This is a genomic window from Shewanella sp. W3-18-1 (genome assembly GCF_000015185.1).
Classification (GTDB): Bacteria; Pseudomonadota; Gammaproteobacteria; order Enterobacterales; family Shewanellaceae; genus Shewanella; species Shewanella putrefaciens.
Window position 1 is genome coordinate 4,485,850 of the sequence record NC_008750.1, and the last position, 23,651, is coordinate 4,509,500.

At 45.3% G+C, this 23,651-nt stretch carries 19 protein-coding genes; 12 read left to right on the forward strand and 7 right to left on the reverse strand.

The window, feature by feature from the left end; translation table 11 throughout:
• Nucleotides 1-217 precede the first annotated feature (217 nt).
• From rpoH to ftsY, 4 genes are all read right to left on the reverse strand, one after another.
• Nucleotides 218-1,075, reverse strand: coding sequence for an RNA polymerase sigma factor RpoH (gene rpoH / locus SPUTW3181_RS20300; protein WP_011791137.1), 858 nt, complete (start codon nt 1,073-1,075; stop codon nt 218-220).
• A 247-nt stretch (nt 1,076-1,322) separates the two neighbouring features.
• Complete coding sequence (gene ftsX / locus SPUTW3181_RS20305; RefSeq protein ID WP_011791138.1) at nt 1,323-2,288, reverse strand: permease-like cell division protein FtsX; 966 nt, start codon at nt 2,286-2,288, stop codon at nt 1,323-1,325.
• A complete protein-coding gene (ftsE, locus tag SPUTW3181_RS20310; RefSeq protein WP_011791139.1) occupies nt 2,285-3,001 on the reverse strand; it encodes a cell division ATP-binding protein FtsE in 717 nt (238 codons plus the stop codon). Before ftsE ends, ftsX begins: the two co-directional genes overlap by 4 nt.
• Before the next feature lie 3 nt (nt 3,002-3,004).
• Complete coding sequence (gene ftsY, locus SPUTW3181_RS20315) at nt 3,005-4,447, reverse strand: signal recognition particle-docking protein FtsY (RefSeq protein ID WP_011791140.1); 1,443 nt, start codon at nt 4,445-4,447, stop codon at nt 3,005-3,007.
• Between the two features lie 213 nt (nt 4,448-4,660).
• On the opposite strand from ftsY, the gene rsmD reads away from it, so the two are divergent.
• A complete protein-coding gene (gene rsmD, locus SPUTW3181_RS20320) occupies nt 4,661-5,326 on the forward strand; it encodes a 16S rRNA (guanine(966)-N(2))-methyltransferase RsmD (RefSeq protein ID WP_011791141.1) in 666 nt (221 codons plus the stop codon).
• Nucleotides 5,310-5,585, forward strand: a complete 276-nt coding sequence (locus SPUTW3181_RS20325; protein WP_011791142.1) for a DUF1145 domain-containing protein — start codon at nt 5,310-5,312, stop codon at nt 5,583-5,585. Before rsmD ends, SPUTW3181_RS20325 begins: the two co-directional genes overlap by 17 nt.
• Nucleotides 5,586-5,659: 74 nt before the next feature.
• Here the strand turns inward: SPUTW3181_RS20325 and cymA are convergent, their stop codons facing one another.
• Nucleotides 5,660-6,223 (reverse strand): NapC/NirT family cytochrome c CymA, encoded by a 564-nt coding sequence (gene cymA / locus SPUTW3181_RS20330; protein WP_011791143.1) that lies wholly within the window; start codon nt 6,221-6,223, stop codon nt 5,660-5,662.
• A gap of 487 nt (nt 6,224-6,710) precedes the next feature.
• On the opposite strand from cymA, the gene SPUTW3181_RS20335 reads away from it, so the two are divergent.
• The 4 genes from SPUTW3181_RS20335 (at nt 6,711) to SPUTW3181_RS20350 (ending at nt 12,382) form a co-directional block, all read left to right on the forward strand.
• A complete protein-coding gene (locus SPUTW3181_RS20335; protein WP_011791144.1) occupies nt 6,711-7,151 on the forward strand; it encodes a hypothetical protein in 441 nt (146 codons plus the stop codon).
• A 251-nt stretch (nt 7,152-7,402) separates the two neighbouring features.
• Nucleotides 7,403-7,663, forward strand: coding sequence for a heavy metal-binding domain-containing protein (locus tag SPUTW3181_RS20340; RefSeq protein WP_011791145.1), 261 nt, complete (start codon nt 7,403-7,405; stop codon nt 7,661-7,663).
• Between the two features lie 21 nt (nt 7,664-7,684).
• The gene (locus SPUTW3181_RS20345) at nt 7,685-9,223 is read left to right on the forward strand and encodes an efflux RND transporter periplasmic adaptor subunit (protein ID WP_011791146.1); all 1,539 of its coding nucleotides are present in this window, start codon (nt 7,685-7,687) and stop codon (nt 9,221-9,223) included.
• Between the two features lie 9 nt (nt 9,224-9,232).
• A complete protein-coding gene (locus SPUTW3181_RS20350) occupies nt 9,233-12,382 on the forward strand; it encodes an efflux RND transporter permease subunit (RefSeq protein WP_011791147.1) in 3,150 nt (1,049 codons plus the stop codon).
• 95 nt (nt 12,383-12,477) lie between these two features.
• On the opposite strand, the gene SPUTW3181_RS20355 is transcribed toward SPUTW3181_RS20350, so the two are convergent.
• The gene (locus SPUTW3181_RS20355) at nt 12,478-14,049 is read right to left on the reverse strand and encodes a hypothetical protein (protein WP_011791148.1); all 1,572 of its coding nucleotides are present in this window, start codon (nt 14,047-14,049) and stop codon (nt 12,478-12,480) included.
• Nucleotides 14,050-14,371: 322 nt separating this feature from the next.
• Between SPUTW3181_RS20355 and SPUTW3181_RS20360 the strand changes: the two genes are divergently transcribed.
• The 5 genes from SPUTW3181_RS20360 (at nt 14,372) to SPUTW3181_RS20380 (ending at nt 21,654) form a co-directional block, all read left to right on the forward strand.
• Complete coding sequence (locus SPUTW3181_RS20360) at nt 14,372-15,931, forward strand: AbgT family transporter (RefSeq protein WP_011791149.1); 1,560 nt, start codon at nt 14,372-14,374, stop codon at nt 15,929-15,931.
• A 13-nt stretch (nt 15,932-15,944) separates the two neighbouring features.
• Nucleotides 15,945-16,430 (forward strand): competence protein ComJ, encoded by a 486-nt coding sequence (gene comJ, locus SPUTW3181_RS20365; protein WP_011791150.1) that lies wholly within the window; start codon nt 15,945-15,947, stop codon nt 16,428-16,430.
• Between the two features lie 454 nt (nt 16,431-16,884).
• On the forward strand, nt 16,885-18,135 hold the full coding sequence (locus SPUTW3181_RS20370; RefSeq protein WP_011791151.1) for a dicarboxylate/amino acid:cation symporter: 1,251 nt from the start codon (nt 16,885-16,887) through the stop codon (nt 18,133-18,135).
• A gap of 252 nt (nt 18,136-18,387) precedes the next feature.
• Complete coding sequence (locus SPUTW3181_RS20375) at nt 18,388-19,503, forward strand: FUSC family protein (RefSeq protein WP_011791152.1); 1,116 nt, start codon at nt 18,388-18,390, stop codon at nt 19,501-19,503.
• Nucleotides 19,504-19,674: 171 nt separating this feature from the next.
• Nucleotides 19,675-21,654, forward strand: a complete 1,980-nt coding sequence (locus SPUTW3181_RS20380) for a M14 family metallopeptidase (protein ID WP_041408483.1) — start codon at nt 19,675-19,677, stop codon at nt 21,652-21,654.
• A 25-nt stretch (nt 21,655-21,679) separates the two neighbouring features.
• On the opposite strand, the gene SPUTW3181_RS20385 is transcribed toward SPUTW3181_RS20380, so the two are convergent.
• Complete coding sequence (locus SPUTW3181_RS20385; RefSeq protein ID WP_011791154.1) at nt 21,680-22,447, reverse strand: class I SAM-dependent methyltransferase; 768 nt, start codon at nt 22,445-22,447, stop codon at nt 21,680-21,682.
• Between the two features lie 274 nt (nt 22,448-22,721).
• On the opposite strand from SPUTW3181_RS20385, the gene SPUTW3181_RS20390 reads away from it, so the two are divergent.
• Nucleotides 22,722-23,495, forward strand: coding sequence for a hypothetical protein (locus tag SPUTW3181_RS20390; RefSeq protein WP_011791155.1), 774 nt, complete (start codon nt 22,722-22,724; stop codon nt 23,493-23,495).
• The last annotated feature ends 156 nt before the right edge of the window (nt 23,496-23,651 follow it).

Here is a 23,651-nt window from a genome sequence, read left to right on the forward strand (position 1 = left end):
AGCCATATATTAACTATTTATAACGGCTCTAAATGTAGGACAAATCCGATGTCTCGTGGTGAAATCAGCCATAGTCGCGTACGTTTCAATACAATTGAGCTTTATAGCTATAGCGAAATTCACTTTAAATGGCGCGATTAAATCTATTCTTTTTCCCATAAAAAAACCTGCCGAAGCAGGTTTTTTGTTTCTAACATCGAAATAAAACGCAACCTAGTTAGGCTTCCATACAGGCCTTAAGCTTGTTCATGGCGTTTTTCTCTAACTGGCGAATACGCTCAGCCGAGACTTGATAGGTTTCTGCCAATTCTTGCAGGGTGGTTTTATCGTCATCTAACCAACGGGCGCGCAGAATATGCTGGCTACGTTCGTCTAAGGTTTTGATGGCCGATAATAAACGACCTTGGGCATTGGATTCCCAGTTGTCGTTTTCGATGTTTTCGGCTAAATCTGACGAATGATCTTCAAGATAATGAACTGGGGCAAAATCCTGTTCGTCATCATTATCACTGGTCAAATCAAACGCGGGATCTTGGGCTGCCATACGTGATTCCATTTCGGTCACATCAGCTTTAGATACACCTAAATTTTCAGCCACCATAGTGACTTCTTCATCGCTAAACCAACCTAAGCGTTTTTTCGCTTTACGGATGTTAAAGAACAACTTACGTTGTGCTTTCGTGGTGGCGACTTTAACAATGCGCCAGTTTTTCAGCACATATTCATGAATTTCTGCTTTGATCCAGTGCACAGCAAAGGACACCAGACGTACGCCAACATCGGGGTCGAAGCGTTTTACTGCTTTCATTAGACCGATATTGCCTTCTTGGATCAAATCCGCCTGTGGCAGACCGTAACCTGAATAGCCTTTTGCAACATGCACAACAAAGCGTAAATGCGACATAATCAGTTGCTTCGCTGCTTGCAGATCACCCGTTTCCTGCAAACGCTTGGCTAACTCATACTCAGCCTCAGCGTCCAGCATACTGATGCTAGTCACTGAATGGATATAAGCCTCTAGACTACTACTGCCCTGTGGGACTGTCAGTGCCATTGATTGCGTTTGAAAGGTCATTCGCGCTCCTACTTTTCTTACCAAATACTTATCAAATATAAGTCGATTGCCATCTTGGATTATAGCAAAACACCTCAAGAATAGGCTGACGAACTATCGGCTAATTGACAGAGTATGTCAACCTTGGCTCGTCTTGGGGGTTACTTCTGCTCATCTAAGGCGTTACTTTTAACCCCGTTGAATAGACATTGCAAGTGAACAAAAGTTCATCGTAAAGGTTTTACCTATTCACTTTAATGCTAATGAACTAAGAGGGTTCTATTGCCCGTAGGTGTTGTCTGACGGATAAATACGAACCCAACCAGCCTAGGAAGGATGCTAACCCCACCAATTGTAGTAACTCTAATAAAGTGAGTGATTTCATTTCAAGTTGACTACCGTACAAACCCAATAACTCAGCAAGGGCGGAGTCAAGATACAAAACAAGTAAATTAATGATAATCCAAGCTAATATTCCACCAATCACCCCATACCAAATACCAGTATAAAGGAAGGGTCTTTGGATAAAAGACTCGGTTGCCCCCACTAATTTCATCACTTCTATTTCGGTACGGCGGTTCATAATCGCTAGACGAATTGTGTTGCCTATGACCAGCACAACAGCCAATACCAGTAAAGCCGCAATCGCCATCACAGTGCGCTCAAGCAAACGCACTACCGCCTGTAAACGCTCAAGCCATTCAATATCTAAACGTCCAAAGCTAATTTCAGGTTCGCGCTCTAACTTAGTTAATAGCTCACGTGCACCTATAGGCGTGGAGTATCTCGGTGTGGGGGTTACCGTTATCACTGCTGGCAGAGGGTTTTTATCAAGATAGGCCAGCGCTTCACCAAAGCCTGATAGACGCTGAAACTCCTCTAACGCTTGGTTGCGATCGATGTACTGGACTTTGTCCACCTCAGAATAAAGACGAATACGTGTCAGCAAACTTTGAATCGTTTGGTCACTGCGGTTTTCATCAATAAATAATGATATCTCCGCGGCACTGTTCCATGAACTTGTAATCGTTTCAGCATTCTTGACTAAAACCTGCAGCGCAGCGGGCAAACTTAAGCTTACACCCAGCACCGCCATGGTCATTACCGAAGATACAGGATTACGCCACAGTTCGCCCATACTCGCCATTGCCTGCTGCACATGGCGAATAAAAAACATCACTATCCGACCAGAAAGCGGTAACTTACTGCGCGTTAATTTAGCTGTATTGCTCATTGGCCATCACCTTTAACAGTCGGTTTACTGCGAGTATGTACGCTGTGGTGAAGTTCCTGTGAGCCTAACATTCGACCTTGTTTTAGGGTGAAAGTGCGGTACTTCATTCGTGCAATCAGTCCCAGATCATGGGTGGCGATTAACACGCTCGTGCCCGCGTCATTGAAGGTTTCAAATAGACGGAGAATATCCATCGATAATTTAGGATCTAAGTTGCCTGTAGGTTCATCGGCAAGTAGCAATGGTGGCTTGTTTACAATCGCACGGGCGATACCTACACGTTGCTGTTCACCGCCGGACAACATAATCGGGTTATGCCGCTCTTTACCATATAAACCGACCATGTCGAGCGCTCCAGCAACGCGCTTACGAATTTCGCCATGGGAGAAACCTTCTATCACCAGCGGTAAGGCCACGTTGTCGAACACGCTACGGTCCATCAACAGATGATGGCTTTGAAAAATCATCCCGATATTGCGACGTAAATAAGGCACATGCTTCGCACTAATTTTGGCAATATCATGGCCGTTAATCGCTACGCGCCCCGTTGTCGCCCTTTCGATAACCGTGATTAATTTCAACAGCGTACTTTTACCCGCACCAGAATGGCCGGTTAAAAATGCCATTTCACCTTGTTGTAGATGAAAATTCACATCTTCCAGCGCCATCTGGCCGCCAGGATAAATCTTACTGACCTGCTGAAAATCAATCATAAATTAGCTATCCGCTTTTTCTTGAGTGAACAAGGCATCGATAAATTCTTTTGAATTAAAAGTCCGCAAATCATCAATTTGCTCACCGACACCGATGTAACGGATCGGAATATTAAACTTGTCGGCAATCGCAAATACCACACCACCCTTTGCGGTTCCATCTAACTTACTGATAGTAAGCCCTGTAACACCTACGGCTTCTTGGAATAACTTTGCTTGGCTTATCGCATTTTGGCCTGTACTCGCATCCAGTGTTAGCATGACCTCGTGCGGCGCTTCTGGATCGAGCTTCTTCATCACCCGCACCACTTTCTTTAGTTCTTCCATCAAATGGGCTTTATTTTGTAAGCGACCCGCTGTGTCGGCAATCAACACATCGACTTTACGCGCTTTAGCGGCTTGCAGTGCATCGAACAATACAGAGGCACTGTCTGCTCCTGTATGCTGGGCGACGACGGTAATATCGTTGCGTTGTCCCCAAACCTGTAATTGCTCAACAGCTGCCGCGCGGAAGGTATCACCGGCGGCTAACATCACAGACTTACCTTGGCTTTGATATTGTTTAGCCAACTTACCGATAGTAGTAGTTTTACCCACACCATTGACGCCAACCATTAAGATAACAAATGGGCCATTGGCATTATTGGGCACTAACGGAATAGCGACGGGATCGAGTGTTTTTTGCAACTCATCACGCAGTAAATCATATAGTGCCTCAGCATCTTTAAGCTGCTTACGTGAGGCATGTTCAGTCAACTTATTGATTAATCGAGTGGTAGTTTCGACGCCAACGTCGGCGATTAATAATTGTTCTTCGAGTTCTTCAAACAGATCATCGTCAATTTTCTTGCCGCGAAATAGGCCGATAAAACCACTGCCAATATTCTCGCTGGTACGCATCAAGCCGCGTTTCAGGCGAGCAAATAATCCTTCCTTAACGGGTCTTTCCTGCGGCTCTGGCTGTAATTCGGCCGCGGGCTCAACAGCTTGTGCAGTTTCAGCTTGAGCTAGTTGCTCTGCAGCGGCTTTCTCGGCCGCTAACTGCTGTGCTGCCAATTGTTCTACGATGCGTTGCTCTGCTGCTAACTGTGCGACGGCTAAGGCCTCAGCTGCATGCTTTTCGGCCCTGAGTTGTTCTGTGGCCAAACGTGTTGCTTCGGCTTGCTGTTTAGCGAAGTCCAGCGCTTCAATTCGAGCGTGCTCTAGGGCAAACTGCTCTGCTTCGGCTTTTACCTGTGCTTGTTCGGCAGTTAATTGTTCCGCAGCCTGTTTTTCAGCATGAGCGTGAGCTTCGACCTCTATAGCCTGTTGCACTTCAGCTTGTTCCTGCTGTGCTAAACGCTCTGTTGCATCATCTTGTGTTGGAGTAACAACTGGCGTTTCTGCGACGACCTCATCTTGTGACTTATCTTTACGAAACCAAGAGAAAAAACCTTTCTTTGCCATGTGTGATTCCAACGCTCTACTGCAATATTGAATTTTGAATAAGACCCTGATGTTATACCAGATTGCCTTAGCAATTACGCCCAAAAAGTCGGCAATTAGCTAAGCTCACTTAGCCTTCTCACCTTTTAGTGAGACTTTGATATAAAATAGCGGCCTTTATTAAGGTGGCACAGTCTACCACTTTCTTTCTTCAGGCAAAATCACGGGGGCACTTTGGTTAATCATCGAACGGTCAAAAATAATGTGACCAAGGGTCAAACCGCCAAAAATAAACCCGGCAGTGGACAAGTGCGGATCATTGCAGGCCAATGGCGCTCGCGTCGTCTACCTATCCAAGATCTCGAAGGTTTACGCCCAACGACTGACAGAGTTCGCGAAACACTCTTTAACTGGCTGGCCAATGACATAGTCAATGCACGTGTACTCGATTGTTTCGGCGGCAGCGGCGCCTTAGCCCTTGAAGCCTTATCTCGCTATGCCAGTTTTGCCAAAATTATCGAGTTACAACGCGGCGCAGCCATACAATTGAGAGAAAATCTCCAAACCCTTAAATGCGATAAGGCCGAAGTGCTCAACGCTGACACTCTAGTGGTGTTGCAAAAGGGCTGTGCGCAAGGTTTCGATGTCGTGTTTATCGATCCCCCCTTTCGTAAGGGATTGGCAGAAAAGACGATTCAATTGCTAGATACTCAAGGTTGGCTCAATGATGGTGCCTTGATTTATGTCGAAATCGAGTCTGAATTAACGCAACTCGCCATCCCTTCCCGCTGGCATGCCTTAAAAGAAAAGAATGCAGGGCAAGTGAGCTACCGTTTATATCAATACCAACAAGCAGACACTGCAGAGATAAAAGAGGAAAACCATGTCCTTGCTGATTAACTTAGGCAAAACGATTACATTAGTGGCTTGGCTGATGATGTTCTATAACCTCATCATGCCATTTGACGGTAATGTCGCCATTGTTTTAAATATTATTTTTGGCATTACCTGCATGATGCACTGCTTTCAAGTGGCCATCTTCCATATGCTGTTTAAGAACTTACTGCCACTTCGTAAAACAGACTATCTGCAAGTCTTTATCTTCGGGATTTTTAGCCTGTTAGTTTATCGTCAGCGAGTGATGGCTCAAGCGAGTTAACTCAATTAGCTCCAGACAGCAAAAAGCCCTCAAAAGAGGGCTTTTTAGTTCAAGTATGAATCGCTAAAAACCTATTATCCTTTTGGATATGGGTGAGCTACACCTTTATGGCAGTCAACACAGGTTTTTCTGGCTTCTGGATCTTTCTTAAAGTTATTAGTGTGCATTCTGACAGCCATAGGCTTCATAGTTTCTGGCTGGTTTTCATAAATGCGAGTATGGCAGTGTTGACAGTTAGCGGAGTCATTACTGCGGAAATACTTAAGTGCTAGATCGGCTTGCTCTTTACGGTTTTCATCTAACCAAGCTTGAGTGTTAAAGCCATCAATCGTTAAGAAACCATATAAGTCTTTAGATACAATGATTTTTTTGATCAAATAATCTACAGGACCATGTGGTAAATGACAGTCTTGACATTGAACGGTCACACCCGCACGACCACCACCATGGGCAGATGCAAGAACTTCATCCTTAAGTGAATGGTTGCTGTGACAGGACATACAGAACTGATCCGTACTTGTCGCATGTAAGGTTTGTTGGGTTGCGAAATAACCCACTACGCCGATAACAATACCGACGACCATCAGCGCCAGAATTGAATATTTTGCGCTAGGTTTAAATAGTGCACGCCAGTTCATTACTCTATCTCCAAAATTGCCAAAATTAGTTTTTATAAGTCTAGTTTATGCTATTTCACTTATTAGAAATTTGATTCTAAGCCTAAATCTATCGATTAAATTAAACTTAAAAGCGCAAAATGAGACCTAGCTCTAACTATCAGGACAATAATTGGTCAAAACAGACCTATAGCAGAGCATTTATGCACTTCAACTAAAGCTAATGCAATCATCAAACAATCGCAAGTTATCGAATATTTGCAAAAACAAACCTACCTTTTTACAAAGTTATTTTCATAATGTGAAATTGTAATCGATGGCACACTTTGTTGATACCCTGATACGACATAAACCAATATCAATGTTGGCAAAACTGTTCTCCATTGATAGCCAATGGGTATCTCATTGAGATAAATATGAGGTCTTGTCATTCCCTGAAATGTGAGTTAACGCATTGCAGCAGAATCCCGCTGTGCTAGAATCGAGCCGTTCATTATTTGGAATACTTATGCATCAAACTCTTAGTCGTTATCTATTTGTCATCTTCACTTTACTCGCACTCGTCGGGCAAAGTGTCGTGTCTAATGGTCACGCCATGGTGCCACACACTATGGATATGAGTGCGATGAACCATAAGATGCCAAGCCACGGAATGGATCATGCTGCAATGATGCAAATGAACACAGAGAACACTTCTGACGCCCATTCAATCGCCAACGCGGATTGCTGTAACGATGAAACGCTTCCCGGCGAACAACAGCATTGCTGTGATGGCACCACATCATGCTCAAATGATTGTGGTCATTGTTTGACGATTTCAGTTGCTGGCACTCTATTCAGCCCACACCTCTGGCCAAGTGTGAGCATAAGCGATACTGCAATGGCCACTCCTATGCCTCATTTCCACTCTATCTCTTTGTCTTCGGCCTTTAAACCACCGATAGCCTAGCCCTACTTTGCCCTAAATGGGCTGATCAGCCCTGAGTAAAAGTTAAGCTAAAACGAGAATTCGGTTAGCCCACAGCTAACACCCAATTTCGCCGTTTATTGTGGTGCCTTATCGTCAACCTAGGCATCCAAGCACTGCAACTTGTATAACTGAGCAATCATCAATCTTGGCATGTTAACCACCAAGAATGCTGACGTTCATTATCATGTGATGCGCTTATATTCGGCCGTAAATCCGATGGAGTGAACTATATGAAAATATTAACTAATCTTGTCTTAATTGCATTATTGGTAATGAGCACAAACTCATTTGCGACGACCACGCCGCACGAACATCATCACGGCAATGCCAATCCACAGGAACAAGCCCATACCCATGTTTGCCCTATGCACCCTGACGTGACAGGCGGCAAAGAGGACACTTGCCCTCAATGTGGTATGAACTTAGAACCAAAGGCAGCAGAAGCAAAACCAGCTGAAGGTGCGGTGAAAAACGCCCACAAACACCACTAAGCTTTGCTGGAGATGAGGCATATGAATCCATTTAAAACCGTAAAAAAGCAGGCACCCAATGCCGTACTAATCCTAAGCAGCTTACTGCTGGGATTACCGTTAAGCCATGCTCAACTATCGAGTGAAAAGGTTTTCGCATCGGGTACAGCTGGGACCACAGATCATTCACCGAAAAGTACCGAACTAAACCAAGTAAAAACTTACACTTGTCCAATGCATCCGGAAGTGCTCAGCCATGAACCCGGTCGCTGCCCTAAGTGCAATATGTTTTTAGTTGAAAAGGAAGGCACCGATACCAATTCAGCAGATCCACATGCTGAACATCAACATACAGATCACTTAGCGACAGACCATGCGCACACCTCGACCACGAAAGCGGCAAGTCAAGTGTTCGACACACCAACCCCTAAGGCTAACAATCTCGTTAAAAAAACCAGCGAAGAAACAACAACTAAATACATTTGCCCTATGCATGCCCACATCATCAGCGATGTGCCCGGTACGTGCCCTATCTGCGGTATGAATTTAGAAAAAGTCGAAACGGGCGGCAATACCCAAGAAATCAATATCAATGTTTCCGGCAGTATGCAGCAAGCGCTGGCACTCAAAGTCGCCAAGGTTGAACGCGACACACTGTGGAAATTTGTCGAAACCGTTGGACAAGTGGATTACGATGAAAGCCAAATAACGCATATCCATGCTCGAGTAACGGGTTGGGTTGAAAAACTGATGGTAAAGTCCATGGGAGACACAGTCAAAAAAGGGCAGCTACTCTATGAAATCTATTCACCCGATTTAGTCAATGCTCAGGATGATTATTTACTCGCCTTAGATACCGCCAAAACAGCAGGCAATCAGAGATATCAGGATCTTGTTCGTAGAGCAGGCTTAAGACTGTCATTTTTAGGATTTACCGAGCAACAAATCAAGCAATTAGCCGACTCGCGCCAAACCCAATATCGGGTACCCTTTTATGCACAACAGGATGGTGTAGTCGAAACACTGTCTATCCGCGATGGTATGTATATTGAGCCATCCACCGAAGTGATGTCGTTAGTCGATCTCTCTAAGGTATGGGTCATAGCCGATGTGTTTGAAAATGAACAAAGCTGGATAGTCAAAGGCCAACAGGCTGAAGTGGCTGTGCCCGCCATGAACTTAAGCGGGATAAAAGGCACTATAGATTATATCTATCCGGAACTTGATCCTGTCACGCGTAGCTTGCGAGTGCGTGTTGTGCTCAATAACACCCATGTTTCCCTTAGACCTAAAACCCTCGCTAAGGTCTCGCTTTTTGGCGGCCCCAATAAAGACACGCTAGTAATCCCACAGGAAGCCTTAATCCAAACGGGTAAAGAGAATCGCGTGATAGTCAAACAAGACGACAATAGTTTTGCCGCTAAAGTCGTGACCGTCGGCATGATGAGTCAGGGTAAAGCTGAGATTGTCTCGGGCTTAACCGAGGGCGAGCGCGTGGTGATCTCAGGGCAATTTTTACTCGACTCCGAAGCCAGCCTCAAGGGCAGTTTAATGCGTTTAAGCAGCGGTCATCAGCACTAGGAGCGCATCATGTTAAAGTACATTATCGAAGCCTCCATCAGACAACGACTTATGGTGTTGATCATTGCCATCATGATCACTGTCTGGGGCGTACAAGAGTTGCGTAAAACGCCACTCGATGCCTTGCCCGATCTGTCGGATGTGCAAGTGATTATTAAAACGTCCTATCCTGGGCAAGCGCCTAAATTGGTAGAAGAACAAGTCACTTATCCTTTATCTACGGCCATGTTAGCTGTACCCGGTGCCAAAACGGTACGTGGCTATTCCATGTTCGGCGACTCCTATGTCTATGTGATTTTCGAAGATGGCACAGATATCTACTGGGCGCGCTCACGGGTATTAGAATACTTAAGTCAGATCAGTAGCCGTTTACCCCAAGGCGTACAACCGTCCCTTGGCCCCGATGCCTCAGGTGTGGGTTGGGTGTTTGAATATGCGTTGGTCGATCGCTCCGGCAGTTTAGATTTATCACAGCTCAAAAGCCTGCAGGACTGGTATCTTAAATTAGAGCTACAAAGCGTGGCTGGCGTGTCTGAAGTCGCAACCGTCGGTGGCATGGAGCAGACCTATCAGATTGTGCTCGAACCCGACAAAATGGCGATCTATAAACTGGATATCGCCAGCATTAAAGATGCGATAGAAAAATCTAATAGCGAAGCGGGTGGCTCGGTCATCGAAATGGCTGAAGCCGAGTATATGGTGCGCGCCAAAGGGTATCGTCAAACCCTTGAGGATTTCCGCGAAATTCCATTAGGCATCACCAGCCCTTCAGGCACAGGTCTATTACTCAAGGATGTCGCCACCGTGCGCAAAGGCCCGGCCTCACGCCGCGGTATAGCCGAACTCGATGGTGAAGGTGAAGTCGTAGGCGGCATTATTGTGATGCGCTACGGCGAAAATGCTTTATCCACGATTGATGCCGTAAAAGCTAAGCTTGAAGAACTGAAAGCTGGTTTACCCGATGGGGTTGAAATCATCCCCACCTACGACAGATCCCAATTAATCCTTAATTCCGTTGATAACCTGTTCAGCAAAGTTGTCGAAGAGATGTTAGTAGTAGGGCTGGTCTGCCTGCTGTTTTTACTGCATGCACGCTCAACCTTAGTCGCCATCATTACCCTGCCGCTTTCAATCCTGATTGCCTTTATCGTAATGAATAAGATGGGGGTCAATGCCAACATTATGAGTCTTGGGGGTATCGCGATTGCCATTGGCGCGGTGGTGGACGGCGCAATTGTGATGATTGAAAACCTGCACAAACATTTGGAGCAGTTTCACACAGAACACAACCGAGAACCCGATACCAAAGAACACTGGCGGATCGTCACCGAAGCCTCGATTGAGGTTGGCCCAGCACTATTTTTCTCTTTAATTATTATTACCTTAAGTTTTGTACCTGTGTTTGCACTCGAAGCCCAGGAAGGCCGTTTATTTGCGCCGCTGGCCTATACCAAATCCTTTGCTATGGCCGCTTCCGCATTATTAGCAATCACATTAGTGCCAGTCTTAATGGGCTATTTTATTCGGGGAAAAATTCCGAGTGAGCATAAAAATCCCATCAGTCGCGTGCTGATCGCTTTATATAAGCCATCGCTTAATCTGGTACTTAGGTTCCCTAAAATCACCTTAGCATTAGCGTTGATTGCCTTAGTCAGCGCTTGGTATCCGATGACGCGCATGGGCAGTGAGTTTATGCCCGAGTTAGAAGAAGGCGATTTACTCTATATGCCAACCGCGTTACCAGGACTCAGTGCGGGCAAAGCCGCCGAAGTGTTACAGCAAACCGATCGTTTGATTAAAACCGTCCCCGAAGTCGCCCGCGTATTTGGTAAGGTGGGCCGCGCCGAGACTGCGACCGATCCCGCGCCGTTAACTATGCTCGAAACCACCATCATGCTTAAACCCCATGAAGAATGGCGCGAGGGTATGACCTTAGATGGCATCATCGCTCAACTACAACAAACGGTGAAAGTGCCGGGTATCACGAATGCTTGGGTTCAACCCATCAAAACCCGTATCGATATGCTCTCGACTGGGATAAAAACCCCCGTTGGCATTAAGATCACCGGCGCCGATGTGAACGAACTACAAAGCCTAGGAGCAGAAATAGAGGCCATTCTCAGTAGAGTGCCACACACTAAGTCGGCCTATGCCGAACGCAGTGGCGGCGGGCGTTATATCGATATCACCCCAAAACTCGATGTGGCTGCACGTTACGGTATGTCATTGCAGGATATTCAAGATGTAGTACGTTACGCCATTGGCGGTATGGATATTGGTGAATCAGTACAAGGGGCTGAGCGTTATCCCATCAACCTACGTTATCCCCGTGAGCTACGCGATAATATTGAGAAGCTACGTGAACTCCCTGTGATCACTAAATCGGGAAATTACCTGCCACTGCGAAATTTAGCGGATATCGAAATCACCGATGGCGCACCTATGCTCACCAGTGAAAACGGTCGCTTAATCTCTTGGGTGTTTATCGATATTGAAGGCACGTCTATCGGCGAATATATTACTACTGCCAAGCAAGCATTAACTGCCGAACTTAAAGTGCCCCCGCGCTACAGCTATACCTTCGCAGGCCAGTATGAATATATGCAACGGGTAGATGCAAAACTGAAGCAAGTGATCCCTATGGCCTTAGGTGTGATATTCATCCTGTTGATGATGACATTTGGCTCTACTTTGCAGGCGAGTATTATCATGCTCAGCCTCCCATTCGCGCTGGTCGGCAGCACTTGGCTATTGTATCTACTGGATTACAACATCTCAGTCGCCGTTGCAGTCGGTATGATTGCGTTGGCGGGCGTTGCCGCGGAGTTTGGGGTAATCATGCTGATTTACCTTAATAATGCGATTAAGCACAGGCAAGAGAAGAATAACTACCATACAGTTACCGATCTCAAAGAAGCTTTAATTGAAGGTGCTGTTATGCGTATTCGCCCCAAAGCGATGACAGTCGCCACTATCTTTTTTGGCCTACTGCCCATTATGTGGGGCGCGGGTTCGGGTAACGATGTGATGCAAAAAATCGCCGCACCTATGGTCGGTGGTATGGTCACAGCGCCAATCCTGTCGCTCTTTGTACTACCCGCACTTTATCTATTAATTTACTCTCGTCAGTTAAAGAAAGAAGCTGCACCAATAAGTTAATAACGGTATCTCGCTAATAAAAATCCCCCAAGTGATTATCGCTTGGGGGGATTTTTATGATCCCACTCAGGTGATTTAATCACCGTTAAAGAGGCTTATTTGCCCGTATTGACAAACACAGGATTGGAATAAAACCACAGGTCATCATAGTTACGGTCATTAATTTTGTTATACCAAGCCTGAACAGATTCATCATCTTCTTTATTAATCACAGCAGACTTTAAGGGATTGCCTTTTTCCGTGAGATTAGCTTGGTTGTAATCTAGATTAGTACCACGTAAACGGAAATATTGATGCTTATCAGCAATAAAGCTGTAACTCATGCTGTAGTATCCATCGGCATCTTTTTGCCAATCAGCACTGGTAAAAGTCTTAACCACTAAGGTTGAATCGTTAGTTTCCTTTTCATATGCCGTTGTCCCCGCTTCAGCACGCGGCCCCACATTACCTGCAATCAAGTCGATATGATGCACACCAGGGTTAACTCCCGCATAAATTTCATTACCGATATCTGATTCTTTATTATTCATTGTGGGGCTTTTAAAGCGAATAGTCAGAGTTAACTTATCTCCCGCTTTCGCCACCAAAGTTTGCCCCATAGTGGCGCTATGATGACTACTTTCAAGCCTAAAATCCAAGGCATCGATCAGATCACCAAATACTGAAAAGCTATTCCCAGAACGCAAACCGTCCAAGAGGGCTTTAGTATCATTACCATCGACCCAAGTATAACTTTTAGCATATTCACCGGGATAATAGCTGCTTGCATAAGGTGGGCGCGTTTTAAAGTGGATATCAGAATTACCCATATTCCATATCTGGCGACCTTCACCTAACAACGCATCCCACCAACCGCCGACTTGCGCTACCACAGGATCGACTCCGCCATAGACACCGCTACTGCGCTCAGCATAATCACCCCGATTACCGCTAAATTGTCCACCAACCAAACCTTCAACTAAAAAGAACACATTGGGTGCTGCATCATTCAACTCCCTGACATCTTTAATGGTATAGCTGGTTAAATAGCGACGAGGATGATTTAACATGCCATAGCTACTATCAGGATAGTGAGTCTCTAGCCACGTCAAGGCAGCGATGGCATCTTGGTGAGTCTGATTTTGACGGGTGTCACCCGCAGCCTCCCAAGCGGCAACATCTTTAGCATTAAAGTCTTCAATACTATTTTTACTACTAAATCGATATTCGAACGTCTTAATCGCCGCAAGAACTTCAGACTCATCGCCGAGAATACCGATATTAAAATGCTCATGGGTAGGCATATCCCACTCGAAACTCGAGTAGGCCAGTTTGCCGGCGTATTTAGACATAGAGGCCTTAAGGCCAGGATTTTCATACTGAACAAGTGCATCGTAAAAAAGTAACCCACCCAAATCATTATCATCATTATCTTGGCTGTTATCGCGCATGTGATTGGATAATGCGACATAGTCTAAATTGAAGTCATCAAACGCCCACTTCAAAATATCAGACTGGGTTTCGCGGGCATCCTGCGAAACAGCGGTATGCACATGCAAGTCACCCTTTAACCAACGCCCCGTGGGTTCAATAGGTGTCGGGTGAGTGTCTTCTGAGTCTGAATTACAACCAGATAACACCATTAGAGAAGACAATAAAACCATATTAAGCTTGATCACTTTACGCACGAATAACCTCTTTATATTCATCAAATCGAAGCCAGAATATAAGTCGAACGGATGACACGGTAATGACAGCCGTATTCGCTAACAATAAAATAAACTTCTAAGATAATTTACCTACTTAATTGCCAATCCTAACCACCATAGACCATGAAGATACAATCGTGATAATGTAGCCGCACTAAATTAGCAATAGCATTAATGCTGTAACACTCTAAACTTTAAGCATTAATACTATTAACGAAACCTAAAACCTAAAGTAACTAATCACGGTTTCTTATTTAGAACGAATATCAACCATCATTATTTAGAGCAATAAGGCGCCCATATGGTTAATCATAAATCTGCCACCGGATTTCAGCGATTTCTCAATACGGTAGAAACTGTAGGAAATAAACTTCCAGATCCCGCCGTATTATTTGCCATGTTTTTAGGCTTGGTCTGGCTGATCTCTTGGTGGTTATCTGGCGTCAGTTTTGATGAGATCGATCCCCGTAGTGGCAACCCCATTCAAATTGTCAATATGTTAGATGGCGCGGCATTAACCGCTTTTACATCAACGATGGTGTCGACCTTTGTGACCTTCCCGCCGCTAGGTGTTGTGCTGGTTGCTATGCTCGGCCTTGGTGTTGCTGAGCATACGGGCTTTATTAATGCTGGGCTGCGTTCCATTTTATCTGTTACCCCAAAAATGTTGCTGACTCCGGTACTGATCGCCGTGGGAATTCTGAGCCATGTTGCAGTGGATGCAGGTTATGTGCTCGTTATCCCGCTCGGTGCGGTGATTTTTTATGCCGCAGGCCGTCATCCCTTGGCGGGGATTGCCGCGGCGTTTGCGGGCGTATCAGGTGGTTTTTCGGCAACGGTTGGTGTGCCATCGAGTCTTGATCCTATGTTAGCGGGGTTAACGCAAGCGGCGGCAAGATTATCGGCCGATCCCGCTGCCGCAGATCTCACCATTAACCCACTGAATAACATCTTCTTTACCTCAGCGTCAGCCCTCTTAATTATCTTAGTTGGCTGGTTCATTACCGATAAAATCATCGAACCACGCCTGAAAAACACTACAGTGAATGGCGATCCAGCGACACTCCCAACTCTAGATGAACTTCAGCCCCATGAGCGCCGCGGACTGAGATTTGCCATGGCTTCCATGTTGTTTTGTGCTTTAGCCCTAGTATTAACCGCCTACGGAGATCACTCCGCTTGGCGTGGTGAAGACGGGGCACTCACCAGTGCTTCAGCGCCTTTAATGCGGTCAATTGTGGCGATTATTTTTGTGTTCTTCCTCATCCCCGGCATAGTTTATGGCTATGCCGCAGGTACGGCTAATAATCACAGAGCCATTATTCAAGGTATGAGCAAATCCATGAGTGGCATGGGTTATTACATCGTTATGGCCTTTTTCTGTGCGCAATTTATTTATGCTTTCGGCCAATCCAATTTAGGGGCGTTAATGGCGATTAAAGGCGCATTGGCGTTAAAAGAGTTAGCCCTTCCTATGGGGGTTACGCTAGTCGGCATTGTATTTCTCACCGCGTTAGTCAATCTATTAGTGGGCTCCGCATCGGCGAAATGGGCGCTTATTGGTGCCATTATGGTGCCAATGTTAATGGAACTAGGCGTATCACCCGATTTGACTCAAGCCGCTTATCGAGTGGGCGATTCATCAACCAATATCATCACACCGCTAATGCCTTACTTTCCATTGATTGTGGTGTTCTGCCAAAAATACGTTAAGGAATCGGGCATAGGTACCCTAGTGGCGCTCATGTTACCGTTTTCAATCAGTTTTCTATTGCTATGGAGCGGTTTCTTGCTGGGATATTGGGCATTAGGCTTACCGTTAGGTATCGGCAGTTCACTCACTTTCCCTGCTTTACCATAATTTGAGGTTCATTATGCAAGTGGATAGTACCCAGACAGTGGATCTCTTAATCTCACATAGTCAGATTATTGTGCGCTCTAGGGAGTTTAATGAAGATTTGAGTCAATGGGGGCGTGGCAATATTACCCAAGGCGCACTTCTGCATAGAGATTATTTATTATTTGATCCTATTGTGGAGGGCGCATTTGGGGCAAATGTTATTTTGTCTATATGCCATGAGTTCAAGATGGACCCAGCTTGCCAACGCTGCATCCTTGCCCCTTTTTATGTCGTTGACAAAGATCAACTGGAAGTCGCATCAGCCGCTGAAAAATTTAAGATTTATTTACCACTTAATGATGAACTCTATTCGGTATATTACGAAGTTTGTGAGGGGGAGGAGGTATTTTATAAATTGACCTTTATTCCCTCCACTCATGTCGTAACGCCCCAATACCTTCTAGCGGATCATTGGGGTGGGGAAAAAGGAAAGAAAATCATTGCTGGTTTTGCAGAGTAATATATTCAATAAGCTAAGGCGAGTTAATGCAATTGACCTTCACTCTACCAGGTGTTGCTCACCAAGTAAGAAGCCATTTATGGTGTTTCTGATTAAGATTAAAAGGTAGCAGTTTAAAACACTGCAAAATTCGCATTCTGTAATCCATCCGCTAAAATATTAGCTCAAAATAAACTATTGCAATTTTTAACCGCCAAAAATTGCACATTATTTATTTAAGGCTGGTTTGATGTAAATGTTGGTTATTTTAAAACCAACACAGGTAATGTTTCACAAACCGAAACGTTCCAGTTATGGTACTTTAGTCGTACAAAAAAAGAGTGTCGGGAGGTTTGCCTTTAATACAAAGCGAACCTTTAACACAGAATGCGCCTTTATCGCTAAGGTTGAATCATCAAGTTCAACCGTCTGGGTATGACACAAAAAATCACGGCAACAGCGGAGTTTAGCCATAGTGAAAAACAAGAGTTTATTGGGCAATATTGGTGTGCAAGTGGTTATTGCCATGATGTTAGGCGCACTAGTGGGTTTTATCATGGGCGACAGTGCGAGCGTGTTTGCACCACTGGGTACCATTTTTATCCACTTAGTCAAAATGCTCGTCATCCCATTGGTGTTAGTTTCTATCATTAGCGGCGCCGCCAGTTTAGGCGATAGCCCATCGGCGGGTAAGATTGGCGTTGGCACATTCGGTTTCTTTATTGTGACTTCAGGCTTTGCTGTGGTGCTTGCTCTCGTGATGGGTAATCTATTTAAGCCCGGTGCTGGGGTTGATTTTACTGCCCACAGCAGCACAGGTTTGATGGAAGTCACTAAGGAGCAAGGCGCATTACCAGGGGTAATGGATACCTTTATCGGCATGATCCCAACCAATGTGTTTGAGTCGCTGAACGGCGGTAACATCTTACAAATCCTAGTCTTTAGTATCTTCTTCGGTATTGCGCTCACTAAGGTTAAAGGTGATGGAGCTAAACCGATTTTGGCCGCGCTAAATACCGTTGTAGATGCCTTTGTATGGATGATTAACTGCGTGATGATCATTGCGCCTATTGGTGTATTTGGTTTGATGGCAGACTCTGTAGGCACCTTCGGTTTCGATGCGCTAGAAGTGGTATTTAAGTTATTCGCTGTGTTTGTGGCAGCAATTTTGATCTACGGTTTTATCTTCTTCCCGTTAGTCGTGCAACTCTTCTCAAGAGTGTCTGCATTACAGTTTATTTCGGCCATGAAAAAACCTCAGGTAATGGCATTATCAACCGCCTCCTCAATGGCAACTCTGCCTGTGAATATGGAAACCTGCGAGGTAGATCTTAAAGTCTCTAAGGCAACAACTGCCTTTGTACTGCCCTTAGGTGCCACCATTAATATGAGCGGTAATGCGATTTATTATGGTTTAGTGGCCATGTTTTTCGCCCAAATGTATAACGTCGACCTGTCGATAACCGCCTATGCTGCGATTATTTTTACCTCCACTTTAGGCGCAATAGGTCAAGCAGGTGTGCCGGGCCCATCCTTCTTAGTGGTGGCAGTGCTATTAGCCGCCGGCATTCCTATCGATGGCTTACCTTTGCTATTTGCCTTAGACAGAGTGTTTGACATGATCCGCACCGCGCTCAATATCACAGGTGACGCGGCATGTGCCTTAGTCATGGATAAATATACTGAGGGCGAAGTTGAAGCAGATAACGGGCGCAGCTTTAGCTAACGTGCTTTAGCTAACGTAGAATACGGGCTTGAATAAGCAGTGCTTATTCAAGCTCTTATGCTGATTAAACAGGCGCGAGTCAAAACGACTTAATTCAAATATCTCAGCCTCAATGTGATCCCTCACATCACCACGACTAAACTCAAGCTGCTAAATCTCGCAATTTACATTTCTTATCGCCACATAACCGCTGTTGACCATACTTTTCTGCGATACTAGGCTCAAATTAAAGTGACAAAGGAGTTTTGTATTATGTCTGTATTTGCCCCAGCCACACCCTTTGCCGACTTTATCTATCGCCATTTTCGCTCTATCCACGCCCTCAAACTGGGCTTAGCACTGCTGATTGCTGTCACCATTAATGCCATTTGGGCGCCACCGCATTTTATTTGGAGCATGGTCACGATAGTGATCATTATGATGAGCTTACCGCAGGTCGGCGGCGCAATAGAAAAATCCTTACAGCGGGCCATTGGAACCTGTTTAGGCTCAGCTTATGGAGTGATGTTAGTTGCAACAGTTGATAGCTATTGGCTAATGATGAGTCTACTTATCTTGGCGGTGAGTCTTATCTGTTTTATCTCAGCAGGACGTTATAGCTATGCCTATTTAGTGGCAGGATTTACCATCATTATTGTTGTGGGTGATGCCAACCATGATACTTCCGAAGCCCTATGGCGCACCGCCAATATTCTCTCTGGTTGTGTAATTGCTATTTTAGTCTCTCTGTTTATTTTCCCTATCCAAGCCAAGCAAGATTGGCGATCGCAACTCACTCATGCCATTGAAAATATGGCAAATGTGTTGACCAAACATTTAAAGGCACCCGCCAACCATAGCTTAGATTTTCGCACCGAACTCGAAGCCGCAATGAAAGCCGTGCTCACCCAAAAGAAGTTATTTTTCTCCTTAGAATGGGAAAGTAAAACCCTCAAAAAACACAAGGTGTTATTGGCGCAATTAGCCAACAAACAAGTGCGTTTAATCACTTTACTTGAACTCTTGCCCTTAACCCGCTGGCAGGAAGAAGATAAAGACGCTTACCACCAAATCAATAGCATTGCCGCAGAGCTCGCGCTCTACCTACAACAATTAGCTGAGTTTATTGCAGGTAACACACCGCAGTTACCCACATTACCTGAACACCTAGAGTTGCAACTACAACAGAGGTTACAACTGACATTGCCGATGGCAAGTGGAATGGCTTCTCCCGATATCACGCCTTTATCACACCAAGCGCCACAAGGATTTGCACTTACAGGTTATAGCTGGCTTATTTACCAACTCGCCATCGCGGTAGAAGCGCTATATGAAGATATCAGTATTATCGATAGCGCCTACAACAAGCCGCCCGCTAAAAGCAATTAGAGTCAACCTGTGCAATTAACAATTAAATATTAGAATCTAAATTGGATCGGTCTTGGCGCATGACTCTCCTAATGCGCTAAACCTTAGATAAACCCTTGGTTGGCCTTGCATTCACTGGGGGTTTAATGAAAAGATACCGTCCTAATAAAAATTCGATTTATGGGCTTTTTCATGCGCTTATTTTCCCTCTCCGTTATCGCCATTGCCTGCCTATCAGCCAATCATGTCAGCTTTGCCAATGAGGTTAACACTGTCATTCCTGAAACCATTGTCACTTCGGCTCCCCAAGAAGTCGTCCCTTTAAAGGCCATTGAGAATACACAAACAATAGAAACTCAGGAAAATGTGGCCGCAAATACTGCCGGAGCCACCGAAGGAACTCTGCCAGCACCTATCCCTGAGCGCGCCAAGACCTTTGTCAATGATGCTATTTTGCCGCCGAGTATCACATGGCATGGTGCCAGCGAAGCACTGATGCTAAGCATTGATAACGAATGGGCTACCCCATTTGAACAAAGCAATGGTATTGAAAGCCCAAGTTACGATGACACTATCCTTTGGCTCGACAGATTGGCGGCTGAAACCACTAGTTTACAAAAAGTAAGCTTAGGTAAAAGCCCTCAAGGGCGCGATATTTGGATGTATATCGCCAGCAGTGAAGGGATAAGTGAATCAGCAAGCCTTAAGCAAAATACTAAGCCAACGATTCTCGTACAAGCCGGTATTCATGCGGGAGAAATCGATGGTAAAGATGCGGGTATGATGTTGCTGCGGGATATAGTCAAAGGCAACAAAAGCGACCTGCTCGAAAAAGCCAACCTGCTGTTTGTGCCAATATTTAGTGTTGATGCCCATGAGCGCAGCGGTGAATTTAATCGCGTAAATCAACGTGGCCCAGTGAATATGGGCTGGCGAACTACGACGAATAATCTCAACCTTAACCGCGATTATGCCAAGGCCGATACCTTGGAAATGCAACATATGCTGCGCGCAATCAATGTCTGGCAGCCTGATTTGTATATCGACGTGCATGTTACCGATGGCATCGACTATCAGTACGATGTCACTTTTGGTTATAACCTTGCCCAAGGCTTAAGCCCCGCCAGCTACCGCTGGCTCGAAAACAGCTACAGACCAGCCATTGAAGCGGCATTAACCGAGCAAGGGCATATTCCTGGGCAGCTAATTTTTGCTGTGGATAATGCCGATATCACTAAAGGTATGTCGCTGTGGAATCCAAGCCCACGCTTTTCAAATGGTTATGGTGATGCACGCCATTTACCCACCATTCTGGTTGAAAACCATAGCCTAAAACCCTTTAAGCAACGGGTGTTAGGCACTTATGTGATGCTAGAACAAACCCTAAAAACCGTTGGTGAACAAGCGACTAAACTGAAAAGCGCGATTCAGGAAGATAAATATCGCGCTTCACCGCTGATCACCCTCACATGGAAATCAGCACCATTAGAAAAAGGTTGGGATTTTAAAGGCATAGACTACAAGCTTGAAAAAAGCCCCATCAGTGGCGCCGATGTCGTGCGCTGGACGGGTGAACCTAAACTCTACCCTAACTTACCTGTGATGGCAGAAACCGTGCCCGATCTTAAGGTCACCCGCCCGAGTGCTTACTATATCCCTGCCCAGTGGACACAGGTCATTGATCGACTGAACCTACATGGCATTCGCATGACGGCACTCAAAAAGCCCACTGAGTTGAAATTACAGCAATACCAACTGAGTCATCCAGTGTTTAGTGCTAAGGATTTTGAAGGTCGTCAAACGGTAAAAGTGGTGTCGGAGTTAACTAAACTCACCACGGTTTTGCCCGAAGGCACCATTAAAGTTAGCACAGATCAACCTTTAGGTGATTTAGCGGTGTTATTGCTTGAACCTCAATCACCTGACTCATTACTGCAATGGGGCTTTTTTAATCCTATCTTTACCCGCACTGAATATATTGAAGATTATGCGGTAGAGCCATTGGCAGCAAAAATGCTGAAAGAAGATCCTAAGTTGCAGGCAGAGTTCGACAAAGCACTGACCAATCCAGAGTTTGCCGCCGATCCCGACGCACGTCTGCGTTGGTTCTATGAGCGCAGCCCCTACTACGATAACCAATACCTTAAGTATCCAGTTTACCGCAGCCGTTAATCTTAGCCATCAACAATGCTAAGGATTAAGCAGGTTTACGCGCACTGATGCTATACACCAAGGGCACATTCTGCCCTTGGTGTGTTAACACATAACGGCCATCGGTTTGTGCTTCTAATCCAGCGAAACAGTTATAGGGGCTAAAATCAAATTCGTGGAAAAACGCTAACTCCAAGCCCGCCTGCAATAAGGCATTGATCACTTCGGATAAACTGTGTGACCAGCACATTAAGGTTTGCTGATCGTCACCGGCATTTTCGGTATAGGTGCCTTCTTGCTCAATATCTGGCTCACCCCGATTAAAATAGCTATAACCATCAAACAACTGCTGTGCAGGATGGAACTCGGCCATATAAAACTGTCCGCCGGGTTTTAAGCAGCGTGCAATGGTCTGTGCCCAAAGCGTTAAATCCGGTAGCCACACAATCGCACCATAGGAGGTAAACACAATATCGTGAGGCTCAACCTTGCTCGCCACACTGTAGACATCGCTACAAATAAACTCGGCGGCCAACTGTGTCCGTTGTGCCAACTTTTGCGCTTCAACAATCGCGACCTCTGATAAATCAACGCCTGTAACCTTAGCGCCCATTCGCGCCCACGATAGGGTATCTAAGCCAAAATGACATTGCAGATGCAGCAAACTTTTGCCTGCAACCGCAAGCTCATTAAGCTCGATTTCCCTTAATGATGTGTTGCCGTTCAAAAAGCCTTCAACATCATAAAAATCAGAGGTTAAATGTACCCGAGTGCGCGCATCCCAAGCGGTCTTATTTGTCGTTAAATAATCCATTTGTATCCCTTCTCGTATGTCGATGTTCTTTTGCATTTTTGCTCAGCATGAGGTTAGCACTCAAACTAACTTAATAAATGAGCAATTTCACTAATCTATGAGTAATTCGCTCATGTGGCGGACATGTCCGCACAGCGAACATCGGACACTTTACACTCAAGCCATTGATTATAAGTAAATATAAATATTGGCATAGGCTATGCAATGCGTTGCCTATCACAAGATAGGTCACTCTCCGCCGAAAATAGAGAGCCCGATAAACAAGGAAGCTAACATGCCGCTACGTCCATTTATATTCATCCTCGCCTTTATATTGGTTTTTACCGCAGGTGTATCACTCACTGGCTGCATTATTAATGTCAACGCCGCGGGCATGCCCGATTTAGACCACCAGCAACGCGAACTCACGCTTGATAGCCAAGACTTGCAAGGGCTGATTGCTGAAACTGGCGCGGGTAACTTAGAGATCATCGGTGTAGAAGGCCTTAGCCAAATTAAACTCATCGCCGATATTTATACTAATGATGACAGCAAAATCATTCTCACCCTTGAGAAAAAGGCCAATAAAGCCAGGCTCAAAGCGACTTTTGAGCAAAGCAGTTTTACTAACAACTCATCTTATATGGATATAAAACTGCAAGTGCCAGCACATTTAACACTGGATATTGATGACGGCTCAGGCGCCATATTGATCAGCAAAATGACCGCCGATATTAATGTGAAAGACGGTTCAGGCGAACTCATTATCAACGGTGGTCACAATGTCAGTATTGATGATGGATCAGGTGATATTGACGTCAGCCAAATTAGCGGCAATCTCGCTATTGTCGATGGTTCTGGCGCCATTAAGGTTACTGATATTCAAGGCAATATTGTTATCGATGATGGTTCAGGAAGCATAGCCGTTGCAAATGTGCTAGGTGCGGTGACCATCACTGATGGCTCAGGTGATATTAATGTCGTTAACACTAAAGGCTTAACTATCTTAGCCGCAGGCTCTGGCAATGTTAACTTCGACAAAATCGATGGCCCAGTAAGCATGAAATAGAGCGCAGTTTAGCCTTCTACTCCCAAAGCTTTTACCCTCTTCCCGGCGTAGAGGCTGATGTTGCAACGGTTCCCAACCAAGATGTCAGTCTTCTACCCACCCTTTGCAGTTAATGCAATTTTGCCGCGACTCCCTGGTAGCGGCATTTTTTTATGC